General features: G+C 65.3%; 19 protein-coding genes. 13 read left to right on the forward strand and 6 right to left on the reverse strand.

The genetic code is table 11. The features are described 5' to 3' along the window. The first annotated feature begins 138 nt into the window (after positions 1-138). A complete protein-coding gene (trxB, locus tag AX672_RS08240) occupies positions 139-1,110 on the forward strand; it encodes a thioredoxin-disulfide reductase (protein WP_372587575.1) in 972 nt (323 codons plus the stop codon). Here the strand turns inward: trxB and AX672_RS08245 are convergent, their stop codons facing one another. Genes AX672_RS08245 through AX672_RS08255 form a run of 3 tightly spaced genes read right to left on the reverse strand, consistent with a single transcriptional unit; the run spans position 1,111 to position 2,830 of the window. Further along, a complete protein-coding gene (locus AX672_RS08245) occupies positions 1,111-1,884 on the reverse strand; it encodes a hydrolase 1, exosortase A system-associated (RefSeq protein WP_066650691.1) in 774 nt (257 codons plus the stop codon). Then, the gene (locus tag AX672_RS08250) at positions 1,872-2,567 is read right to left on the reverse strand and encodes a hypothetical protein (protein ID WP_066650668.1); all 696 of its coding nucleotides are present in this window, start codon (positions 2,565-2,567) and stop codon (positions 1,872-1,874) included. The genes AX672_RS08245 and AX672_RS08250 overlap by 13 nt, the downstream gene beginning before the upstream one ends. Beyond that, positions 2,564-2,830, reverse strand: a complete 267-nt coding sequence (locus AX672_RS08255) for a phosphopantetheine-binding protein (protein WP_066650669.1) — start codon at positions 2,828-2,830, stop codon at positions 2,564-2,566. The genes AX672_RS08250 and AX672_RS08255 overlap by 4 nt, the downstream gene beginning before the upstream one ends. A gap of 139 nt (positions 2,831-2,969) precedes the next feature. On the opposite strand from AX672_RS08255, the gene AX672_RS08260 reads away from it, so the two are divergent. The 12 genes from AX672_RS08260 (at position 2,970) to AX672_RS08315 (ending at position 18,348) form a co-directional block, all read left to right on the forward strand. Further along, entirely contained in the window at positions 2,970-4,478 is a 1,509-nt protein-coding gene (locus tag AX672_RS08260) for an AMP-binding protein (protein ID WP_066650670.1), read from the forward strand. Then, positions 4,475-5,728, forward strand: coding sequence for a pyridoxal-dependent decarboxylase, exosortase A system-associated (locus AX672_RS08265; RefSeq protein ID WP_066650671.1), 1,254 nt, complete (start codon positions 4,475-4,477; stop codon positions 5,726-5,728). The genes AX672_RS08260 and AX672_RS08265 overlap by 4 nt, the downstream gene beginning before the upstream one ends. Before the next feature lie 79 nt (positions 5,729-5,807). After that, positions 5,808-6,452 carry an XrtA/PEP-CTERM system exopolysaccharide export protein gene (locus AX672_RS08270; protein ID WP_066650672.1) on the forward strand — a complete coding sequence of 215 codons (645 nt, stop codon included), beginning with the start codon at positions 5,808-5,810 and terminating at the stop codon, positions 6,450-6,452. Between the two features lie 15 nt (positions 6,453-6,467). Next, positions 6,468-7,979, forward strand: coding sequence for an XrtA system polysaccharide chain length determinant (locus AX672_RS08275; RefSeq protein ID WP_066650673.1), 1,512 nt, complete (start codon positions 6,468-6,470; stop codon positions 7,977-7,979). Continuing rightward, complete coding sequence (locus AX672_RS08280) at positions 7,976-8,926, forward strand: AAA family ATPase (RefSeq protein WP_066650674.1); 951 nt, start codon at positions 7,976-7,978, stop codon at positions 8,924-8,926. Before AX672_RS08275 ends, AX672_RS08280 begins: the two co-directional genes overlap by 4 nt. Further along, positions 8,923-10,518 (forward strand): hypothetical protein, encoded by a 1,596-nt coding sequence (locus tag AX672_RS08285; protein ID WP_066650675.1) that lies wholly within the window; start codon positions 8,923-8,925, stop codon positions 10,516-10,518. The genes AX672_RS08280 and AX672_RS08285 overlap by 4 nt, the downstream gene beginning before the upstream one ends. A gap of 32 nt (positions 10,519-10,550) precedes the next feature. Continuing rightward, complete coding sequence (locus AX672_RS08290; protein WP_066650676.1) at positions 10,551-11,810, forward strand: ExeA family protein; 1,260 nt, start codon at positions 10,551-10,553, stop codon at positions 11,808-11,810. Between the two features lie 10 nt (positions 11,811-11,820). Then, a complete protein-coding gene (locus AX672_RS08295; RefSeq protein WP_066650677.1) occupies positions 11,821-12,657 on the forward strand; it encodes an XrtA system polysaccharide deacetylase in 837 nt (278 codons plus the stop codon). After that, on the forward strand, positions 12,654-13,727 hold the full coding sequence (locus AX672_RS08300; RefSeq protein ID WP_066650678.1) for a FemAB family XrtA/PEP-CTERM system-associated protein: 1,074 nt from the start codon (positions 12,654-12,656) through the stop codon (positions 13,725-13,727). Before AX672_RS08295 ends, AX672_RS08300 begins: the two co-directional genes overlap by 4 nt. Further along, positions 13,728-14,945 carry a TIGR03087 family PEP-CTERM/XrtA system glycosyltransferase gene (locus AX672_RS08305; RefSeq protein ID WP_066650679.1) on the forward strand — a complete coding sequence of 406 codons (1,218 nt, stop codon included), beginning with the start codon at positions 13,728-13,730 and terminating at the stop codon, positions 14,943-14,945. Continuing rightward, a complete protein-coding gene (gene xrtA, locus AX672_RS08310; protein WP_066650680.1) occupies positions 14,942-16,456 on the forward strand; it encodes an exosortase A in 1,515 nt (504 codons plus the stop codon). The genes AX672_RS08305 and xrtA overlap by 4 nt, the downstream gene beginning before the upstream one ends. Continuing rightward, positions 16,456-18,348, forward strand: coding sequence for an XrtA/PEP-CTERM system amidotransferase (locus tag AX672_RS08315; RefSeq protein WP_066650681.1), 1,893 nt, complete (start codon positions 16,456-16,458; stop codon positions 18,346-18,348). The genes xrtA and AX672_RS08315 overlap by 1 nt, the downstream gene beginning before the upstream one ends. Before the next feature lies 1 nt (position 18,349). Here AX672_RS08315 and AX672_RS08320 read toward each other — a convergent pair whose 3' ends face one another. From AX672_RS08320 to AX672_RS08330, 3 genes are all read right to left on the reverse strand, one after another. Then, positions 18,350-19,480 (reverse strand): hypothetical protein, encoded by a 1,131-nt coding sequence (locus AX672_RS08320; protein WP_066650682.1) that lies wholly within the window; start codon positions 19,478-19,480, stop codon positions 18,350-18,352. Positions 19,481-19,622: 142 nt separating this feature from the next. Beyond that, positions 19,623-20,069, reverse strand: coding sequence for an MAPEG family protein (locus AX672_RS08325; protein ID WP_066650683.1), 447 nt, complete (start codon positions 20,067-20,069; stop codon positions 19,623-19,625). A gap of 64 nt (positions 20,070-20,133) precedes the next feature. After that, positions 20,134-21,183, reverse strand: a complete 1,050-nt coding sequence (locus AX672_RS08330) for a 1,9-bis(guanidino)-5-aza-nonane synthase (protein ID WP_066650684.1) — start codon at positions 21,181-21,183, stop codon at positions 20,134-20,136. Positions 21,184-21,301 lie beyond the last annotated feature (118 nt).

Below are 21,301 nucleotides of genomic sequence, written 5' to 3' on the forward strand. Positions count from 1 at the left end.
GACCATCAGAGCGCCCGGTCGACTGCCACTGCAATCGGTGCGCTTGTAACGATTGCGCGTCCTGTCGCGAACATGATGTTGCCAGCGAGCCACCGGCATCCCTACATCCGGTTGCCAACGCGCCAACAGGACACCGTAATGCCGACCACTCATTCGACTCGCATGCTCATCATCGGCTCCGGCCCGGCCGGACTGTCGGCTGCTATCTATGGCGCGCGCGCAGGGATGCAGCCGATCCTCGTTCAGGGCATCCAGCCGGGCGGCCAGTTGATGACGACCACCGATGTCGAGAATTACCCCGGGTTTCGCAACGTCATCCAAGGCCCATGGCTGATGGACGAGATGTCGGCGCAGGCCGAACATGTCGGGACCCGGCTGATGTACGATACGATCGTCGAGGTCGATCTGTCGCGGCGTCCCTTCCGGCTGATCGGCGACGGCGGCGACATCTATGAAGGCGACGTCCTGATCATTGCGACCGGTGCGCAGGCGAAGTGGCTGGGCCTCGACAGCGAGGAGCTGATGAAGGGCAAGGGCGTCAGCGCCTGCGCGACCTGCGACGGCTTTTTCTATCGCGGCAAGAAGGTCGCGGTGATCGGCGGCGGCAACACCGCTGTCGAGGAAGCGCTGTACCTGACCAACCACAGCGACGATGTAACGCTGATCCATCGCCGCGATTCGCTGCGCGCCGAAAAGATCCTGCAGGACCGGCTATTCGCCAATCCCAAGATCAAGGTGTTGTGGAACAAGGAGGTCCGGAGCTTCGTCGGCGGCGGGACGCCGGAGGGGCTGGTCGGGATCGACCTGCTCGACCGTGTGACCGGCGAGGCATCGCGGCTCGATGTCGAGGGCGGGTTCGTCGCGATCGGCCATCATCCGGCGACCGAATTGTTCCGCGGCCATGTCGCGCTCGACGATGACGGCTATATCGAGGTCGAGAAGGGCACCACGCGCACCAGCGTGGCCGGTGTATTCGCCTGCGGCGACGTGATGGACAAAATCTATCGCCAGGCAATTACGGCGGCAGGCACCGGCTGCATGGCGGCGCTCGATGCCGAACGATTCCTTGCCGAGGCGGACTTCGAAGAGCTTGCAGCAGCGGCCGAATAATCAGTTCAGCGCCGAACGGATAGCGTCGTACAACGCGGCCTTGTCGGCGCTGCCGGCAAAACTGTGCGATGCGGTGTCGATCGTAACGATCGCACCTGCATAGCGCCGCCGCCGTGCCGCTGCGCGAAAGGCGATTGCGGTGGCATCGCGTTCGGCGAGGATGATGGTTGTGTCGTGGATCGCGAGGCCTGCGAAAACGGCTTGCTCAAGCGCGCTGGATTCTTTCGAGCCTGTTTGAAAAATCTTGCGCAAGCCACTCGCAAGCTTGCCGAAATCGACGCCGCCACGCAGCAGGCTCAGCCACGCGCCCGGATCGCGCAACCGATCGGCATAGCGCGCCCGAATGGCGGCCGCGGGCGGCAGATCATCGGTTGCCTCGATGATCCAGGGATTGGCAAGGATCAGCCGGTCGAGCCCGGCGTCACGCCCGAACATGGCCAGCGCGCTCGCTGCATCGCAATTGCCGAAGCCGACCAGCCGATTCAGCGCGGGGCAGTGCTCGCGGAAGGTCGCCACTGCCGCCGCAATATCCTCGGCCGAGCCTTCGAAGCCGCCATTCTCTCCCGTCGAATCACCGATCCCGCGCCGGTCGAACCGGAACACGGGCACGCCGTCGGCCGCCAGTCGAGCCGCCAGCGCCGCCATGCCGCGATGCGCGCCGCAGCGGATCTCGTTGCCGCCCGACACGATCAGCAATCCTGTCGACTCTGCCGCTTCATCAAGCGAGCCGACCAACGTCTCGCCGCCGCAAGGGAAGGCAATCAATCGGCGCACTGGCGCACCCATTCTGCAAGGTCCTGCGCCAGTCGGAGCGCGAGCGCAGGATCGTGGCTTGGCTCGGCGCGACGCCAGAGCGGGGGTCCGGGAACTTTCAGGTTGGCGACTGCGGGATCGCTTTCGAGCCTGACGGTGCGCAACGGTACGTCGCGTGGCTCCAGCGCCGTGTGCGCGTCGAGCGCAGCGTAGAGTGGCCAGCCCAATTCGTTGCCGACCAGATTGGCGGGTGGACTGTCGAGCCCGAAACCCGACCAATCCTTGCGCCCGCTCACCGCCTCGGCTCGGCGCAGATCGTTGAGCATGGCGCGACCCGGGATCGGCGCGAACCGCCAGACGCTGCTGACGCCCAAGGCGCTGTCCAGCACTGCCGCTCCGCGCATCACCGCCAGATCGGGTTGCCGGACAGCGCCCTGCGCCGCCACGATCGCCTGCAGGGCCTCTTGCCACGCTTCCAGCGTAGCATGCTCGGTCGGCACGTCGCTTTCGCCCTGACCCGGCAGGTCGGGCAGCACCGTAGTGATCCCGGCCTCGGCAAGGGCGCGCGCGATTGCCACGCCAAAAGTGCGGGTGCGGTTATGCTCGTCGAACAGCGGCAACAGCAGGATGACGACCGGGCCTGCAACGGGACCGAAGCGGAGCATCGCCTCGCGTCCGCCGCGCCAGTCATAATGCTCGATCAACGCGACTGCTTGGCGGCGACGAAGGCGGTCAGCCCGCCAAAGGTCGCGAGCATCTCGCCATCGACCTCGTCATCCTCGATCAAAATTCCCAGCCGGTCCTCGATCTCGGTCAGGACCGACATGACCGCCATCGAATCAAATTCGGGCAGCGCGCCGAACAGGCCGGTGTCGGCGTTGAATGCGGCCGCACGGCTGGCACTGATCCCGAGCACATCGCTCAGCACGTTGCGCACTACCGTTTCCACCTGCACAATCGTTTCCAAACCCTGCCCCCCGACGCCACATGACGGTTGCGTGACCTAATCACTCGGTGGCCTGCTGCCAACCCGCCGCATTGCGCTGGCTGGTGCGGCATTGTGTCAAGACTCTTCCCTTGGCGGGCAGGCCGACTATCAAGGCGTCATGATTTTGCTCGATCCCGTGCCGCGACCAATCGATACGTTGCCGGCTCACGGCATGCCCGATGCCGTCGCAATCGAGGATCGCGACGGCACGCTCAATTTCGGCGGACTGGAAGCGCGGGTCGGACAGACGGCGGCGTGGCTCGCCTCATTGGGCATGCCGCCGGGCAGCCGCATCGCAAGCTGGCTCCCCAAGACGCGCACGGCCTGCATCCTTCCGCTGGCGGTGCCGCGCGCGGGGTTGGTGCATGTGCCGATCAACCCCGTCCTCAAGCGAGCGCAGGTGGCGCATATCTTGGACGACAGCGGCGCGGCGATGCTGGTTACGCAGTCGGCGCGTGCCGCGACGCTGGAGGCAGGCGATGTGCCCGCAGATTGCCACCTTGTCGATGAAGGCGATATCGCAGGCGATGACGTCATGCCGCCGTCGAACGCTGCCCCCGACAGCCTTGCCGCGATCCTCTATACGTCGGGATCGACCGGGCGGCCGAAGGGGGTGATGCTCAGCCACGCAAATCTGTGGCTCGGCGCAATCAGCGTCGCGCACTATCTCGGCCTGATGCCAGCAGATCGGACGCTGTGCGTGCTGCCGCTCAGCTTCGATTATGGCCAAAACCAGCTGTTTTCGACCTGGGCAGCGGGTGGGTGCATCATTCCGCTTGATTTCCTGACCGCGCGTGATGTCATCAAGGCGGTTGAGCGGCACGACATCACGACGCTGGCGGGCGTGCCGCCGCTCTGGGTCCAGTTGCTCGAGGCAGCGTGGCCCGATGATGTTGCGGCGCGGCTGCGGCGGCTGACCAATTCGGGTGGCGCCTTGACGCCAAGTTTGATCAGCGGCTTGCGCGCCCGGTTCGCGGCGGCTGATCTCTATCCGATGTACGGGCTGACGGAAGCGTTCCGCTCGACCTATTTGCCGCCGTCGCTGGTCGACACGCACCCGGAGTCGATCGGTCGTGCCATTCCTTTCGCCGAAGTCATGGCGGTCCGACCCGACGGCACGCAGGCCACGGCGGGGGAAGCCGGCGAGCTTGTCCACGCCGGTCCGCTGGTCGCGCAAGGCTATTGGCGCGATCCGGCGCGGACGGCCGAGCGGTTTCGCCCCGCGCCGGCGTGGAGCCGCTATGGCGGCACAGCGGTGTGGTCGGGCGATACTGTTGTTTGCGATGCTGAAGGGTTGTTCCGCTTCGTCGGCCGCGATGACGAGATGATCAAGAGTGCGGGCAACCGCATCAGCCCGACCGAGATCGAAGAGGCGGTGTTGCGCGGCGGTGAAGCGGCTGAAGCGGTCGCCGTCGGCGTGCCCGACCCGCGCCTGGGGCAAGCGATCGTGGTGGTCGCGCGTGCGGCAGGTGATGCCACGGCGGCCGAAACCGCAATCCGGGCACGGCTGCGCGCCGAACTGCCCAACTTCATGCAGCCGAGCCGTTATGACTGGCGCGACGCCTTGCCGCACAACGCCAATGGCAAGCTCGATCGCGCGGCGATCCGGCAGGAGATTGCGCCATGAAGCCGATGGGACCGATCCCGCCCGAATTCGCTGAGCAACGGGGTGAGTTACGAATTGCCGGGAAGAGTGCTGCTGAATGGATTGAGATTGCTGGCGATACGCCGCTGTTCGTTTATGATTCTGCGATCGTCGCTGCCCGTGTCGCGCGGCTGCGCGCCGCGTTGCCGTCGGGCGTTGCGATCCATTATGCGGTCAAGGCCAATCCCGCGCTGATTGGGACGGTCGCGCCGCTGGTTGACGGTCTCGACATTGCCTCGGCGGGCGAGCTGGCGATGGTGCAGGCGGCCGCGCCCGGCAAGCCGGTGAGTTTCGCGGGTCCCGGGAAACGTGATGACGAACTCCGCGCAGCGATCGCGGCGGGTGTCACGATCAATCTGGAATCCAGCGGCGAAGCCAGACGCGCGATCGCGATCGGTGCCGATATCGGCGTGCAGCCGCGGCTCGCCGTTCGGGTCAATCCCGATGTCGAGCTGCGCGGCTCGGGCATGAAGATGGGCGGGCGCGCCTCGCCCTTCGGCGTCGAGCCGGAGGAAGTGCCCGCACTGGTACGCGCCATCCTCGACAGTGGTGCCGATTGGCGCGGCTTCCACATTTTCGCTGGCTCGCAGGCGCTCGACACTCAGGCGCTGATCGACACCCAGGCGGCAACGCTTGCGCTCGCCGTGCGATTGGCTGAGGCGATCGGCGTCGTGCCGCCGCTGGTCAATATCGGCGGCGGTTTCGGTGTGCCCTATTTCCCCGGCGATCGCCCGGTCGATGTCGAAGCAATTGGCGCGGCGCTGGGCGACGCCATGACGTCACTGCCCGCCTGCCTGCAAGGCGCGCGGTTTGCGATCGAACTCGGGCGCTGGCTGGTCGCTGAGGCAGGCGTCTATCTGACGCGTATCGTCGATCGCAAAGTCAGCCGGGGCGAGACCTTCCTGATCGTCGACGGCGGGCTGCATCACCAACTCGCCGCCAGTGGCAACTTCGGTACGGTAGTGCGCCGTAACTATCCGATTGCGCTGGCAAATCACCTCGGCGAGCTACCGGCCGAAACGGTCAGCATCGTCGGCTGCCTGTGCACACCGCTCGACCGGCTGGGCGATCAGATCGCGCTGCCGAAAGCCGAAATCGGCGATGTCGTGGCGATTTTCCTCGCTGGTGCCTATGGCCGCTCGGCGAGCCCGACGGCGTTTCTGGGGCACCCCGCCCCAGCCGAGATTGTGGCCGGTTCTTCAGACAATCCTAACGCTATCTTCACCTCTTGATCGCATAGCCGAGCCTGTAGCTGCACGCCCGATCGGATGACGTCACCGGTCGCGCGCGCAGACAGGAGGTTTTGCAGTGATGCAGATGCGTTTGCTTGCCAAGTTCGGCGCCGCTCCGGCGCTGTCGCTCACCCTGCTGTCGAGCTGCGTCGGTGGTGGCGGGCGGCCCGAACTGCCGCCGGCATCTTATGTCGCGACGCAGGAGGCACCGGGCGAGGAGTATATCATCGGGCCACTCGATCAGCTCAACGTCTTTGTTTGGCGCAATCCCGAATTGTCCGCGAAGGTGCAGGTTCGTCCCGACGGTCGCATCACCACGCCGCTGATCAACGACATGCCCGCGGTCGGCAAGACGCCGGCGATGCTGGCCGACGACCTGAAGCTCGCGCTCGGCGAGTATATCAAGGATCCGATCGTCTCGGTCATCGTCGAGAATTTCTCGGGGACCTTCAGCCAGCAGGTGCGCATCGTCGGCGCGACCGGCAAGCCTGCCTCGATTCCCTATCGCGCCAACATGACGCTGCTCGACGCAATGATCGCGGTGGGCGGCCTGAGCGAGTTCGCCGCCGGCAACCGCGCCAAGCTGATCCGTTATGACCGCACGACCGGCAAGCAGAAGGAATATGCGCTGCGCCTGTCGAGCCTGCTCAAGAACGGCGATTCGCGCGCGAATGTGAAACTGCAACCCGGGGACGTGATCATCATCCCGGAAAGCATGTTCTGATTGGGGCCTGATGAAATGAACGGCCTTTACGACGAAATCCGGATCGTCCTTCACGGCATCTGGCTGCGGCGCTGGCTGGCGCTCGCGGTTGCGTGGGGGGTGTGCGTGCTCGGCTGGTTCGCGGTCGCCCAGATCCCGGCGACCTATACCGCCAAGGCGCGCGTTTCGATCCAGGTCCAGTCGCTGCTCCCGGGCAAGATCGGCATTTCGCCCGACGAACAGGCCAAGGACCTCGACCGGGTCCGCCAGACGCTGACCTCGGCAATCAACCTCGCCAAGGTGGTGCGTGGCACCGACATGGCCAACAGCGTCGCAACCGATCGCGACGTCGCCGACCGCGTCGCCGCGCTGCAAGCGGCGATCAAGGTCGTCGCGCAGCAAGACAATCTCGTCGAGATTTCGGCAACCGCGCCGAGCCCAAAGCTCGCCAAGCAGATCGTCCAGAAGCTGATCGATATCTTCGTCGAGGAAAATCTGACGGGCGATCGTGACGAGACAAGCTCGACGCTGCAGTTCCTCGACGGTCAGCTAGCCCAGCGCCAGAAACAGTTGCAGGATTCGGAAGCCAAGCGCGCCGATTTCCAGAACCGCTATCTCGGGTCGCTGCCGGGTACCGGCTCGCTCAACGATCGCATCGCGACCGCGCGCAGCCAGATGGCGCAGGTCGAAACCGATCTTGCCGCAGCGCAAAGCAGCCTCGCGGCGTTGACCAGCCAGATGGCAGGGCAGTCGGCCAACACGCCGGGCGCGGCGGGCGGTGCGGCCGGGCCGGCGCGCGCGCGGGTCAACGCCATCCTTGGCCAGCTGGCCGAGGCACGCGGACGGGGCTGGACCGACCAGCATCCCGATGTGGTCGCGCTCAAGAGCCAACTTGCCGTGGCGCAGGCAGCCGCCCGCAACGAGCCGCTGAGCGCGGGCGGAGCAGGGACACCCAATCCGATCTATGCATCGCTGCGGTCGCTGCAGGCGGACAAGCAGGCGCAGGTCGCCGCGCTCAGCGCACGCAAGGCGCAGATCCAGAACGACCTCAACCAGCTTCAGTCGAAGCTCGCTGGCGACCCCACGGCAGCCGCCGAGCAAGCGCAGCTCGAGCGCGACTATCAGGTGCTGAAGGACCAATACGACAAGCTGCTCGCCGACCGCGAGGAGATCAAGTTGCGCGGCCAGGTCCAAAACCAGACCAATGCCGTCAAGTTCAGCGTCATCGATCCGCCAGCGGCGCCGCGTGCGCCGTCGGCGCCCAATCGCCCGCTGCTGCTGACCGGTGTGCTGATCGCCGGCATCGGCGCCGGTGTCGGCGCGGCCTTTGCGCTTGGCCAGCTCAAGACAACTTTTTCGACGGCTTCCCGGCTCGAACGCGCGACCGGCCTGCCGGTGATTGGCGCGATCAGCGAAATGGTGACCAGCGCCGAGCGCGTCGTGCGGCGCCAGCGGCTGCTGTATTTCGCCAGCGGCACGGCCGGGCTCGTCGTTGCCTTTGTCGGCTTGATCGGGGTCGAATTCATTCAGCGGGGATTGACGGCATGAGCGATCCGGCCACTCAGCGTCGCCCGTCGCTGCTCGAACGCGCGGCGAACGTGTATGATTTCGACGCCGCTTTCCGCACGCGCGATGTTGGACCGCGACCGATCCCGGCCGATGCCGTGAGCGAAGCCGAGCTGCGTGCAGTCACCGAGCCGGCCACCCCGGTGACACCGCCCGCTGATCCGCGGGCAGCGCCGCGCTTTGCCAGCGCTGCCAAGCCGGTTGTAACCATCGACCCCGCACGGTTCGCCGAGCAGGGGCTGCTGGTCCCCGGTGCGCCGGTCAATGCGCTCGCCGAGGAATTCCGGCTGGTCAAGCGCCAGCTGTTGCTGACCGCACGCGCGGTGGCGGCCTCGCACGGCACGCGCGCGCGTGCGGTCCTCGTGTCATCCGCCAATGCGCATGAGGGCAAGACCTATTGCGCGATCAACCTTGCGCTCAGCCTTGCTGCCGAACGCGAGATCGAAGTGGTGCTGGTCGATGCCGATGTCGCCAAGCCCGATGTGCTGGCGCGGCTCGGTCTTGAGGATCGCCCGGGGCTGCTCGATGTGCTCGCCGACCCGACTGCCGAGGTCGAGGACTATATCGTCCGCACCAATGTGCCGCAGCTCAGCTTGCTGCCCGCGGGGACGCGATCGAACCAGGATACCGAACTGCTGGCGAGCGCGCGCACACCGCAGCTGCTCGACGCCATTCTGGCGGCCGATCCGCGCCGCATCATCGTGTTCGATTCGCCGCCCGCGCTCGCTGCATCGCCCGCGGCCACGCTCGCGCTGCATGTCGGACAGATCATGCTGGTCGTCCGCGCCGACCGCACCAGCGAAAGCGACCTGCGCGAAGCGGTCGCCCTGCTCGACGGGTGCGAACAAATTCAACTGGTGCTCAACGCCGTCGCCCATGCCCCCGGCGGGCGCCGCTTCGGCAGCTATTACGGGATGGAGGACGCATGATGCGCAAGCTCATGATCGGGGCGGCAGTGGGGACGGCGATGCTCGCCGTGCCTGCCGCTGCGCGCGAAAGGCAGATCACGCCCTATATCGAGGCGTCGCAGATCGTGACGGCTGATCTCACCAATGACGATGTGCTGACCTACACCACGCTCGCCGCGGGCATCGACGCGACGGTGCAGACACGGCGTGTGCAGGTGCAGGCTAGCTATCGCTACGAACATCGCTTTGCCTATGACGACCGGCTGGCCGACACCGATATCCACAGCGGCCTGCTGCGTGCCGCCGTCCGGGTCGCCAAACCGCTGACGATCGAAGGCGGTGCGCTCGCGACCCGCACCCGCTCGGACATTCGCGGCGCGGCGCCCGGCGTCCTGCAGGGCAATGTCGCCAATATCAGCCAGCTTTATGCCGTCTATGCCGGGCCGACGTTCGGCTCGCACATCGGCGAACTCGGCGTCAGCGGCGGTTATCGCTTCGGCTATACCAAGGTACAGGCGCCGAGCATCGTCAGCCCAGTTAATGGCCAGCGGCTCGACGTTTTCGACGATTCGCGCAGCCAGCAGGCCCAGGCCAGCCTGAACCTGAAGTCGGGCAGCGTGCTGCCGGTCGGGATCACCCTGAGCGGCGCTTGGTCGCGCGACGATGCGAGCCAGCTCGATCAGGTCTATGAAGGCAAATTCGGTCGGCTCGACGTGCTCTATCCGGTCAGCCGCACGCTCGCGCTGACGGCGGGCGTCGGCTATGAGAACATCAACATCTCGCACCGCGACGCGCTGTTCGATGCCGCCGGTCAGCCGGTGGTCGACAATCGCGGTCGCTTCCAGATCGATCCCAATGGCCAGCGCCGGATCGATTATGATTTCGACGGGCTCTATTACGACGCGGGCGTGGTCTGGCGGCCCAATCAGCGCACCCAGCTCGAAGTCCATGCCGGCGAACGCTATGGCAGCTTCAGCGCGGTCGGCAGCCTGACCTATCAGGCGTCCAAAACGGTCGCCGTGCGCGTGTCGGGCTATGACGGTATCCAGACCTTCGGTCGCCAACTCCAGAGCAGCCTGAGCGACATCCCGACCAGCTTCAATCCGGGCAGCAACACGATCGGCCAAGGTTTCAACGGTTGCGTGTTCGGCGCGCAAGGCGGCGCGGCCGGAAATTGCCTGAACAGCGCGCTGCAATCGGTGTCGACCTCGGCTTTCCGGTCGCGTGGCGTTGATGCAGTGGTGTCGGTCACGCGCGGTCGCACCAATTTCGGCGTCGGTGCGGGTTATGCGAACCGCGATTACCTGGCGTCAAACGCCGGGCCGGGCTTCACGATCGACGGCTTTGAAGACGAAAGCTATTACGTTCAGGCGTATATCAACCATCAGCTCGATACGCGGACGTCGATCGACGGCAACATCTTCGCCAATTACTACAAGAGCGGGATCGGCACGCAGATTGGCGTCTATAATGTCGGTGCGACGGGCACGATCAACCGGCAGTTCGGGCGGTTCAATGCCTTTGGTTCGGTCGGCATCTATAATTTCGGGCAGGATCAGGCACCGTCGATCACGTCGATTCAGGCGCTGATCGGTGGCCGCTATTCCTTCTGACGACCCGGCGTATCCGGGACGGGACGGTAACGATGTACGATGAGCATTATGGATTGAGCGGCCGGCCGTTCCAGCTGACGCCCGATCCCAAATTCTGGTTCGAATCGGCCACGCACAAGAAGGCGATGGCCTATCTTGGCTATGGGCTGAGCCAGGGTGAAGGCTTCATCGTCGTGACCGGCGATATCGGCGCGGGTAAGACTACGCTGGTCGGGCATCTGATGGCGACGATCGATCGCGAGCGGTTGCATGCGATCCGGATTGTGTCGACCCAGATCGAGGCCGACGACTTGCTCCGCATGGTGGCAAGCGGGCTCGACATCGATCCGACCGATATGGTCAAGGCGCAACTGCTGAGTGCGATCGAGCGCGGGTTGCACGCGGTCGCCCGCGGCGGGCGCCGCACCTTGCTGATCGTCGACGAGGCGCAGGCGCTGCACACCAATGCGCTCGAAGAACTGCGCATGCTGTCCAATTTTCAGGCGGGCGGCCATGCGCTGCTCCAGATTTTCCTGCTCGGCCAGCCTGAGTTTCGCGAGCGGTTGCAGGGTTCGGCACGGCTCGAGCAGTTGCGCCAGCGCGTGATCGCGACGCATCATCTCGACCCGATGGGCGCAAGCGAAGTCGCTGCCTATATCCAGCACCGGCTCCGGATTGTCGGGTGGCATGGCCGGCCAAGCTTTACCGAGGATGCCTATGCCGCGCTTTATGCCGGGTCGGACGGTGTGCCGCGGCGGTTGAACCAGCTAGCCGGGCGCGTGATGCTCTACGGTGCAATCGAACAGCTCGACCTGATCGATGGCGCCACAGTCGACCTCGTGGTTGCCGACATGAATGGCGATGCGGCGATCAAGGCCGCCGCCGAGGCGCCGGTGCCTGCTGCACCTGCCGCCAATGAGCCTGCTCCTGCCGAGGTTGAACCGGAAGCGGCGCCCCCGCTGCCGCTGCCCATTGTCCGTGCGGTCGTGCGCGACTCCGAGGCACCGCGCCCCGACCTCGCGGCCGCCCCGGGTTCGTCCGTCAGCGATGCGGAAATCGCCCGGCTGGCAGACCAGATCGCGAGTCTGGACGAACTCGTTGCGCTGCAAGGACACCGGATCACCGCCGTCGCGGATGACGCGCGACGGGATCGCGATGCGCAAACCGCAACCGATGCCCGCATCGCCGCGCTTGAAGCGCGCATCGAGGAGCAGGAGGCCGCGCTCCGGCGTATCCTGACGCTGCTGATCGACTGGATCGAGAGCGACAGCCACCGGCCTGATCTGGCGGCGTATCGCGGCCTCGCTGGTTAAGGAGGTGGCAATGCTCAACGGGTTGTCAGTCGATGTCGAGGACTGGTTCCAGGTCGGCGCCTTCGAAAAGGTGATCGACAAGGCCGACTGGGACCGGCTGACGCCGCGCGTTGAGCGCAACACCGATGCCGTACTCGCGCTGTTTGCCGAAAGCGACGTGCGGGCAACCTTCTTCACGCTTGGCTGGGTGGCCGAACGCTACCCGGCGTTGATCCGCCGCATCGTCGACGGCGGGCATGAGATTGCGAGCCATGGCTGGGATCATCAGCGCGTCTTCACGATGACGCCTGACCAGTTCCGCGCCGATCTTGCCCGCGCGCGCGCGGTGATCGAGGATGCGGGCGGCACCGAAGTCACCGGCTACCGCGCGCCGAGCTTTTCGATCGATCACCGCACGCCCTGGGCGCACCCGATCCTCGCCGAGGCGGGGTATCGCTACTCGTCGAGTGTCGCGCCGCTGGCGCATGATCATTATGGCTGGCCTGATGCGCCGCGCTTTGCCTTTCGCCCGCTCGGCGACAGCGACCTTATCGAATTGCCGGTCACGGTCGCCGAAGTCGGCAGCAAGCGGATCGCAACCGGCGGCGGCTTTTTCCGGCTGTTCCCCGGCGCCTTTTCGAGCTGGGCCGTGCGTCAGGTCAACGCCGCCGCGCGCCCGGCGGTCTTCTATTTTCACCCTTGGGAAATCGATCCGGGCCAGCCGCGCGTGGCCAAGGCGCCGCTGAAGTCGCGGCTGCGCCATTACAGTCGGCTCGGCGCGATGGCGGGCAAGCTGCGCACGCTAATCAAGCAACATGAATGGGGACGCGTCGATCAAGTCGTCGCCGCCGAAGCGGCGCGCGCATGACGCTGCCGCTGCTCGCGACGCCGCTCGGCCTTCGCATGGCCGATTTGGGCGACCCGCGCGAGTGTGGGCAGATCGATGATTTCGTGCGCGCTCATTCTGGGGCGACTCCCTTTCACCTGACGGCATGGCAGCGCGCGGTCGCGATCGGCTGCGGCCAGCGCGCGCATTGCCTGATCGCCGAGCGCGCGAATGGCGCAATCGCTGGCATCCTGCCGCTGACCGAAATTCGCTCGATGCTGTTCGGGCGCGCGCTGGTGTCTTCGGGCTTTGGGGTCGGCGGAGGTATTCTTGCCGACACCGACGACGCGATTGCGCCGCTTGCCCGAGCGGGTTGGTCGCTCGCGCAAAAGCTTGGCTGCCCGACGATGGAAATGCGCGGCGGGCCGCATCCGGGGGACGACTGGCAGGTCGACGACACCACCTATCTCAATTTCGCGCGGCCGCTGGCTGCCGACGACGAGGCAGAGCTTGCCGCCATCCCGCGCAAGCACCGCGCGGAGGTGCGCAAGGGGCTCGCTGCCGACCTCGAAGTCGTGTTCGCGCGCGACGACCGGGCACAGTCGCAGCACTTCGCCGTCTATGCCGAATCGGTCCGAAATCTGGGTACGCCTGTTTTTCCACGGAAATTGTTTCGTGAAGCGCTCATTCATTTTGGCGCAGACTCTGATATAGCCGTCGTGCTGCAGCAGGGGGTGCCGGTGGCAAGCGTCTTAACGCTCTATTTTGGCGGAACGGCCTATCCCTATTGGGGCGGGGGCACCTTTGCCGCGCGTGCGCTGCGCGCAAATGAGCGGATGTATTTCGCGCTGATGAGCCATGCCCGCGCGCGCGGTTGCACGCGGTTCGACTTTGGCCGGTCGAAAACCGGCACTGGCCCTGCCGCCTACAAACATCACTGGGGTTTTGAGGGCGTGCCGCTGCGCTATTTCAAGCGCAGCGCAGACGGACAGGTCGCGCGCGACGTCAATCCGCTCAATCCGCGCTACCAGGCCAAGATCGCGCGCTGGAAAAAGCTGCCATTGTGGATCGCGAACCGCGCGGGACCGATGATCGCTGCCGGGCTCGGCTGAATGGGCGACGTCCTTTTCCTTGCGCACCGCATTCCCTTTCCGCCCGACCGTGGCGACAAGATTCGCGGCTTCCACATGCTCAGGCATCTCGCGCGGGGTAGCCGCGTTCACCTGATTGCCTTTGCCGACACATCCAATGACCTAAAGCGCAAGGGCGGGCTGGTGCCGTTTACGGCAAGCCGGTCAATCATCTTCCGATCAAAGCCGCAGTGGATCGCCGCACTTCAGGCACTGCTGTGGCGGCGTCCGGTGTCGCTGGCTGCGTTCGAAAGCCGGGTCTTTGCCGAAGCCGTGCAGAACGTGATCTCGCGTCATTCGATCGACACCATCTTCGTTTTTTCGAGCCAGATGGCGCAATATCTGCCGTCTTCAGGCCGGTTCCGGGTCGTCATGGACTTTTGCGACATGGATTCGGCGAAATTTGCGGCCTATGCCCAGAATGCACGCGGCCCGATGCGCTGGATGATGCAGCGCGAGGCCAATCTGCTGTTGCAACATGATCGCGGTGTTGCCGCCCGTGCCGCCGCCAGCCTGTTCGTCAGCGAAGCCGAAGCCGCGCTGTTCCGCGAACGGACCAAGGCCGAGCGCGTCCATGTCGTCGAAAACGGGATCGACACGGCCTTTTTTGACCCCGGCGCGCACTTCAAGCGCATTGAAACGGTTGCCGGGTCGCTGATCGTCTTTACCGGCCAGATGGACTATCGGCCCAATGTCGATGCCGTGCGCTGGTTCGCCGAGACGGTGCTGCCGCATATTCAGGTGAAGCATCCGGCCGCGCGTTTCGTGATTGTCGGCCGCAACCCCAATGAGGCGGTCCGCGCGCTCGCCAGACTGCCCGGTGTCATCGTCACTGGCGAAGTTCCCGATGTGCGCGGCTGGCTGGCGGCGGCGCATGTCGTCGTCGCACCGCTGCTGCTCGCGCGCGGCGTGCAGAACAAGGTGCTGGAGGCAATGGCAATGGCGCGGCCGCTGGTCGCATCGGCGGCAGCGGCTGAGGGCATCGACCATGGCGACACGATCCGCATCGGCACGACCGTAGGCGAGATGGCCGACCAGATCACGGCGCTGATCGAAGATCCGGCCAAGGCCCATGCGCTCGGCAAGGCGGCCCGCGCGCAGGTGTTGAAGCGTTATGGCTGGCCGGCACGGCTGGCGGCGCTCGATCCGATCCTGGGACGGTCCTTCGGCCCGGTCAGGGAACGCATGGGCGCGGTATGACCATTGCGTTGAGGGCGGACGATTTTGCGCCCGCGCCACAGGCGTGGCGGCGGCAACTGTCGATGTTGCTCGGCACTTTTGCCTTGCTCATCGGGCTGTTCGCTCGCGATGCCGCCGATCTCATCCGGATCTGGTGGACAAGCACGACCTTTGGCCACTGCCTGTTCATTGGCCCCGTCGTCGGCTGGCTGGTGTGGCAGCGGCGCCGCGAGCTTGCGGCGCTAACGCCTGTCGCATGGGCGCCGGGCCTCACGATCGTCGCGGCCGGCGGGCTGGCGTGGCTGGCGGGCGAGGCGGGTGGAGTCGCGCTTGCACGGCATTTCGGGCTGGTCACGATGCTGCAAGGCGCGGTGGTGACGCTGCTGGGGCCACAGATTGCGCGCGGGCTGCTGTTCCCGCTGCTCTATGCCTATTTCTGCGTGCCGTTCGGCGAGGGGCTGGAGCGACCATTGCAACAAGTCACGGTCGCGATGACGCTGCCGCTGCTGCATCTGGCGGGCGTGCCCGCGCAGGTCGATGGCGTGCTGATCACCATTCCCAATGGCTATTTCGAAGTCGCGGAGGCCTGTTCCGGCGCCAAATTTGTGATCGCGATGCTGGCTTATGGCGTGCTTGTCGCCAATGTCTGCTACATGAGCTGGGCGCGACGCGCAGCGTTTTTGGCAATGGCGCTGGTGGTGCCGGTGATCGCCAACGGGCTGCGCGCGTTCGGCACGATCTATGCCGCGCACCTGACATCGGTCGAGGCGGCGACCGGGTTTGACCATATCGTTTATGGTTGGGTGTTCTTCGGGATCGTGATGGCGGCGGTGCTCGCGATCGGCTGGCGCTGGTTCGATCGTGACCCCGATGCGGCGTGGATCGATGTAACGCAGTTGCCCGCGCCCCGCCGTGGCCTTGACCCCTGGCTCGCTACGGCTCTGGTCGTGACGATTGCGGCAGCATTTCCAGCGTGGAGCAGCTTGACGGCGGGGCGCGTCGATACGCTTCCCACGCGCGTGGCTTTGCCTGAAATACCCGGCTGGCGGCACATGCCGCCCAGCACGCGCGCGGCTTGGTCGCCCAATTACCCGGGCGCTGACCATTTCCTGATCGGTCGCTACGCCGATCCGCAGGGGCATCAGGTCGATCTTGCCATTGCCGTCTATGGAGCGCAGCGCGAAGGGCATGAAGTGATTGCGTTCGGCGTCGGCCCGCTTCGCGAAGAGGATCGTTGGGTGCGCGTATCGGCCTTGCCGTCGATTGCTGGCGGCGCGGCGATGCGGATCACGGCGCCCGGGCCGATCGAACGCATCGTTGCCAGCTGGTACCGCGTCGGCGGCACGCTGACGGCAAGTCCGGTGGCGGTGAAGCTGGCAACGCTGCGCGCGCGGCTGCTCGGTGGGCGGCAAGCGGCGGTCGCGGTCCATGTATCAGCCGAGGAGCCGGGTGGCGAAGCGGCGATCGCGCGCTTCCTTGCGGCGCTGGGCCCCGTCGACCGCGTCGCGGACCGCAGCGCGGGCATCCACTGATGTGCGGCATTGCGGGGTTGTTTTACCCCGGCACTCCCAAGCCGATCGACCCGGCGCGGATCGCTGCGATGACCGACGCGCAGGCGCATCGCGGACCGGATGGGGCAGGGGTATGGACCGCCCCCGGGATCGGGCTGGGACACCGGCGGCTCGCCATCATCGATCTCGGCGGCGGCGCGCAGCCGATGCACAGCGCCGACGGGACGCTGACCGTCAGCTTTAATGGCGAAATCTACAACTTCGCCGAAGTGCGCGCCGCGCTGGAAGCGAAAGGCGCGCAGTTTCGCACCGACAGCGATACCGAAGTGCTGCTGCATGGCTGGGCGGCCTGGGGGCCGGCGATGCTCGATCGGCTGAACGGCATGTTCGCCGTCGCGCTTTACGACGATCGCGACAAGCGGCTGTTCCTCGCGCGCGACCGGATGGGCGTGAAGCCGCTCCATTACGTCATGCTGTCGGATGGCGGGCTCGCTTTCGCGTCTGAGTTGAAAGGCCTGCTCGCGCATCCCCTTGTCCGCCGCACGCCCGATGTCCGCGCGGTCGAGGATTATATGGCGTTCGGCTATGTCCCCGACGACATGTGCCTCGTCGCGGGCGTGCGCAAGCTCGCCGCGGGGCATTTCCTGCTCGTCGAGCGTGGCAAGCCGGTGCCGGCAGAGCGCCAGTGGTGGGACCTCGATTTTTCCAACCGCACGCGGGCATCGGCGGCGGCGGTCGAGGAGGAACTGCTCGCCCATATGCGTGAAGCCGTGCGCTTGCGGATGGTCGCCGATGTGCCGCTGGGCGCGTTCCTGTCGGGCGGCGTCGACAGCTCTGCCGTCGTCGCGCTGATGGCGGAGCTATCGCGCCGCGCGGTAAAGACCTGCACGATTGGGTTCGATGCTGCTGACCATGACGAGCGTAGCTACGCGAGCCAGATCGCCGCGCGCTTTGCGACCGATCATCGCGAGCGCGTGGTCGCCGCCGATGATTTCGCGCTCATCGATACGTTGGCGGCCGCATTCGACGAACCTTTTGCCGATGCCTCGGCGCTTGCGACCTATCGGGTATGCGAGCTCGCCCGAGAGACTGTCACGGTCGCGCTGTCGGGCGACGGCGCCGATGAAGCCTTTGCCGGCTATCGCCGCTATCGCTTTCAGGTCGCCGAGGAACGGCTGCGCGGCTTAATTCCAGCCACTTTGCGCGCGCAGCTGTTCGGGACGCTGGGACGCTATTACCCCAAGGCTGATTGGGCGCCGCGACCGTTTCGCGCCAAGACGACCTTCCTCGGCCTCGCTGACGACGGCGCGACGGCCTATGCGCGCTCGGTCGGCGTTACGCCACCCGTCCTGCGCGATCTGCTGTTCAGCGACACGGCGCGGACCGCGCTCGGTGGGCACCGGGCCGAGCACCGCTATATCGAGACGATGCGCCATGCCCCGGCGCGTGAACCGCTCGACGCTGCCCAATATGCCGATTTCAAGCATTGGTTGCCGGGTGACATTCTCACCAAGGTCGACCGTACCAGCATGGCCGTCAGCCTGGAAGCGCGCGAGCCATTGCTTGACTACAAGCTGATCGAATTCGCAGCGACTTTGCCCGTGTCGATGCGGATCAAGCGCGGGCAGGGCAAGTGGGTGATGAAACACGCGCTCGAACGCCATTTGCCGCAGGACATTCTCTATCGCCCGAAAATGGGCTTTGTGACGCCGATCAGCGACTGGTTCCGCGGACCGCTGGCTGCCGAAGCAGCGGCGCTGGCGCAGTCATCGGTGCTGGCCGGGACCGGCTGGTTTGCCTTGCCCGCGATCGAGCGGCTCGCCGCCGACCACCGCGCGGGCCGCGCCGAGCACGGCCGCACGCTGTGGCAATTGATGATGCTCGAAAAGAGCCTGTCGCGGCTGTTCGGCTAAGTCAGGCTGGCTTCTTGGGCCGCAACGTCGGGTCGATGATGTTATCGAGCACGGCCTTGAGCTGAGCTTCGAGCTTTTTCGCCTCTTCGCTTTCGGCATCCAGGCCGCTCAGGCGCTTCTGCAATGCCTCGGCGTCCTGCCGATACTTCACATCGGACGCGACCTTGATGATCCCGAGTAAATCGTCAAAGGCGCCGCCGATCCCCGAATTTGCCTGATAAAAGCGTTGTGCCAGCTCGGCTGACATTACCGATGGCGTAAATGACTCGAGTTCGGGCATCGACCCGCCATAGATCGCGATCACGATATAGGGCTCGGAGCCGGTGTAGGGCCTGCCGCTCGCGTCGACCATGCCCTTGCCGTCTTCATAGCGGTATCCGGCAAGCGCCTGCTTGTTCTTGACCACGGCCTGAAATTCAGCGCGCGTCGGTCGGGTGCCGGGCAACCCGAAGTTGATATCGACATTCGACGACCAGGGTGAGGGGCGCGACAATTGCTCGATCAGGTCGCCCACAAACGGCAAAATCTGGCCTGCTGCAAGCAGTGCGCCAGCATAGGGCAGGAACAGCGGCACGCCGGCCGAGGCCTTGAACGCCGAGCCCAATTGCTCCAGCACCGAGGGACTCGATCCGGGCGCGGCGACAAGTTCGAATCCGACATTGATCTGCCGGGCGACCACGGCCTTTTGATAGGCCACAATGCGGCTGCCGTCGTCGAGCGCCGAAGGGCCGGTCAGATTGGCGAATTGCCCCGTGCGCGGCGCAACGAAATTGAGCGCCCGCGCAGAAGCCTTGAACGTACTCCAGTCCTTCACCCCTGAGACGACGGCGATGTCGCCCGTCGGCCCCAGAAACTCCTTGTAGCCGATCCGGCCCGAGTAAACGTGGCGGATATCGACGGTCAGCGGCTGGCCGAAGGCAATCGGAGGCAGCGGCGTGATGTCGTCGCTCGCCGTCGGCATGGGTGATGGCGTTGCCGTGGCTCCATCGGCGGGCGCTACTGCAAACGGCGATGGCGCCGTCAGCCGCGTGCGGCTCTCATGATCGTCGAACTGCAGCTTTTCGGCATAGCCGCCGGATTCAAACTCTTCCTGATCGAGCAGTTCGTTACCGATGATGCGCAGTGCGGGCATGATGCTCTATCCTCTCCGGCAAAAAGGGGGACGCCAACAACGCGAAGCTACGCCACAATCATGACAGATCATGGCGTTACCCTTTGGTCTTGCAAGATCAAATTGGTCCGGGGCGGTGGCTTCTGCTCGCTTCGCGACTGTGTCAGTGGTGCCCGAAGAGTGCCATCGCCGCATGGAGCGTCAGCGCAATCACGCACAGCGACGCGAGCACGAAAATCGAAAACCGTATCAGCACCCGATTGATGCTGTTCTGCACCAGGCTGTGAACGACGCGCAGCCCCACATAAGCCCAGGCGATCTGGAGATTAAGGCCGTCGCCGGTCCCGATCAGCGCATGGACGAACGCGATCGCGTAGAAGATGGTCGGTTGCTCATGCAAATGGTTGTAATTGTCCGCGACCCAGCTCGCGCGCTCCTCGCCACCGGCAACGAGATCGGCGCGCAGGCCCGCACCGGTCGTGCCGACGATCTTGGTCCCATCGATTCGGGCGCGATTCATCGCCGGGATGCGGGTGGCATACATCCACGCCCACACCACCAGCGTCCACGCCACGAGCGCCACGATCGGCGCCAGAATCGGACTGTGCATATTTTCTCCCCCGAGAATGTCTATTCCGGGGGAGAGGCTAGTTGCTATCGAGGCAAAGGCAAGATCAGGCGAAAAGCTTGCCCCAGGCGCGCTTGGCGCGGGTCTTCCAATGGCCGCGGTGATAGGCGTCCGACGCCAGCAGCGGCATCACCGATCCGGCTTCGGCAAACACCATCTGCTCGATCCCGGTGTTGACCTTCCCCCAGCTCGCCGCTTCCTGCAGCGTCGACGACGAGCAGGCGCCGTCGCGCACGTCGGCGACGGTGATCTGCACGGCATATTTGTGCACCTCGACATCCTCATGGCCGAGGATCTCGGCGCAGACGACGGTGTCCTGGATGAAGTTCTTGGGCACGCCGCCGCCGATCATCAGCAGGCCGGTGGTGCCTGCCTTGATCTTGATGTCGGTCAGCTCGCGGAAATCGGCGATCGCGTCGATCATCATATAGGGCTTGCCCGCCTTCATCGCATCGACCTGATGCTTGACGAGGCCGAAGCCGGCCGAGCTGTCGACGAACGCCGGGCAGAAGATCGGCACGTCATGCTCGTACGCCAGCTTGACGAGGCTGTTGTCCTTCTTGCCATGCTCGGCGAGATATTTGCCCATTTCGCGGATGAAGGCGCGGCTAGAGTAAGCCTTGGGCTCGAGCTCGTTGGCGATCTTGTTGATCGTGAAGTCGCAGTCCTGCAGCTGCTCTTCGTCGATATAAGTGTCGTAGATGCGGTCGATGTAGAGCGAGCGCAGCGTGTCGTCGTCGGGCACTTCGAGCGCCTGATAGTGCTTGTGGCCGAGCCCTTCGAAGAAATCCATGTCGACGATTGTCGCACCCGTGGCGATCACGCAATCGACCATGTTCGAGCGAACCAGCTCGGCATAAAGGTCCATGCAGCCGCCCGCCGACGTCGAACCCGCAATCACCAGGCAAATGGTGCAGTCGGGATCGGCGAGCATCTGGTTGTAGATGCCCGTCGCCCGCGCAAGGTCGCGGCTGGTAAAGCTCATCTTGCCCATCGAATCGATGATCGGGCGCGCATCGAAGCTGGTAATGTCGATATGCTCGACCTTGGTCGAAAGCAGCTCGGCCTTGCGGTTGGTGAGGGCGGTGTCGGTCATTTCTCTTCGTCTCCCCCCTCCCGCTTGCGGGAGGGGTTGGGGGTGGGGGCGCATATTGCCGCGCACGGAATCGCTGGAGGTGAGCAACGGCCCACCCCCGGCCCCTCCCGCAAGCGGG

Source organism: Sphingomonas sp. CCH10-B3 (assembly GCF_001556185.1).
GTDB classification, from domain to species: Bacteria; Pseudomonadota; Alphaproteobacteria; order Sphingomonadales; family Sphingomonadaceae; genus Sphingomonas; species Sphingomonas aquatica.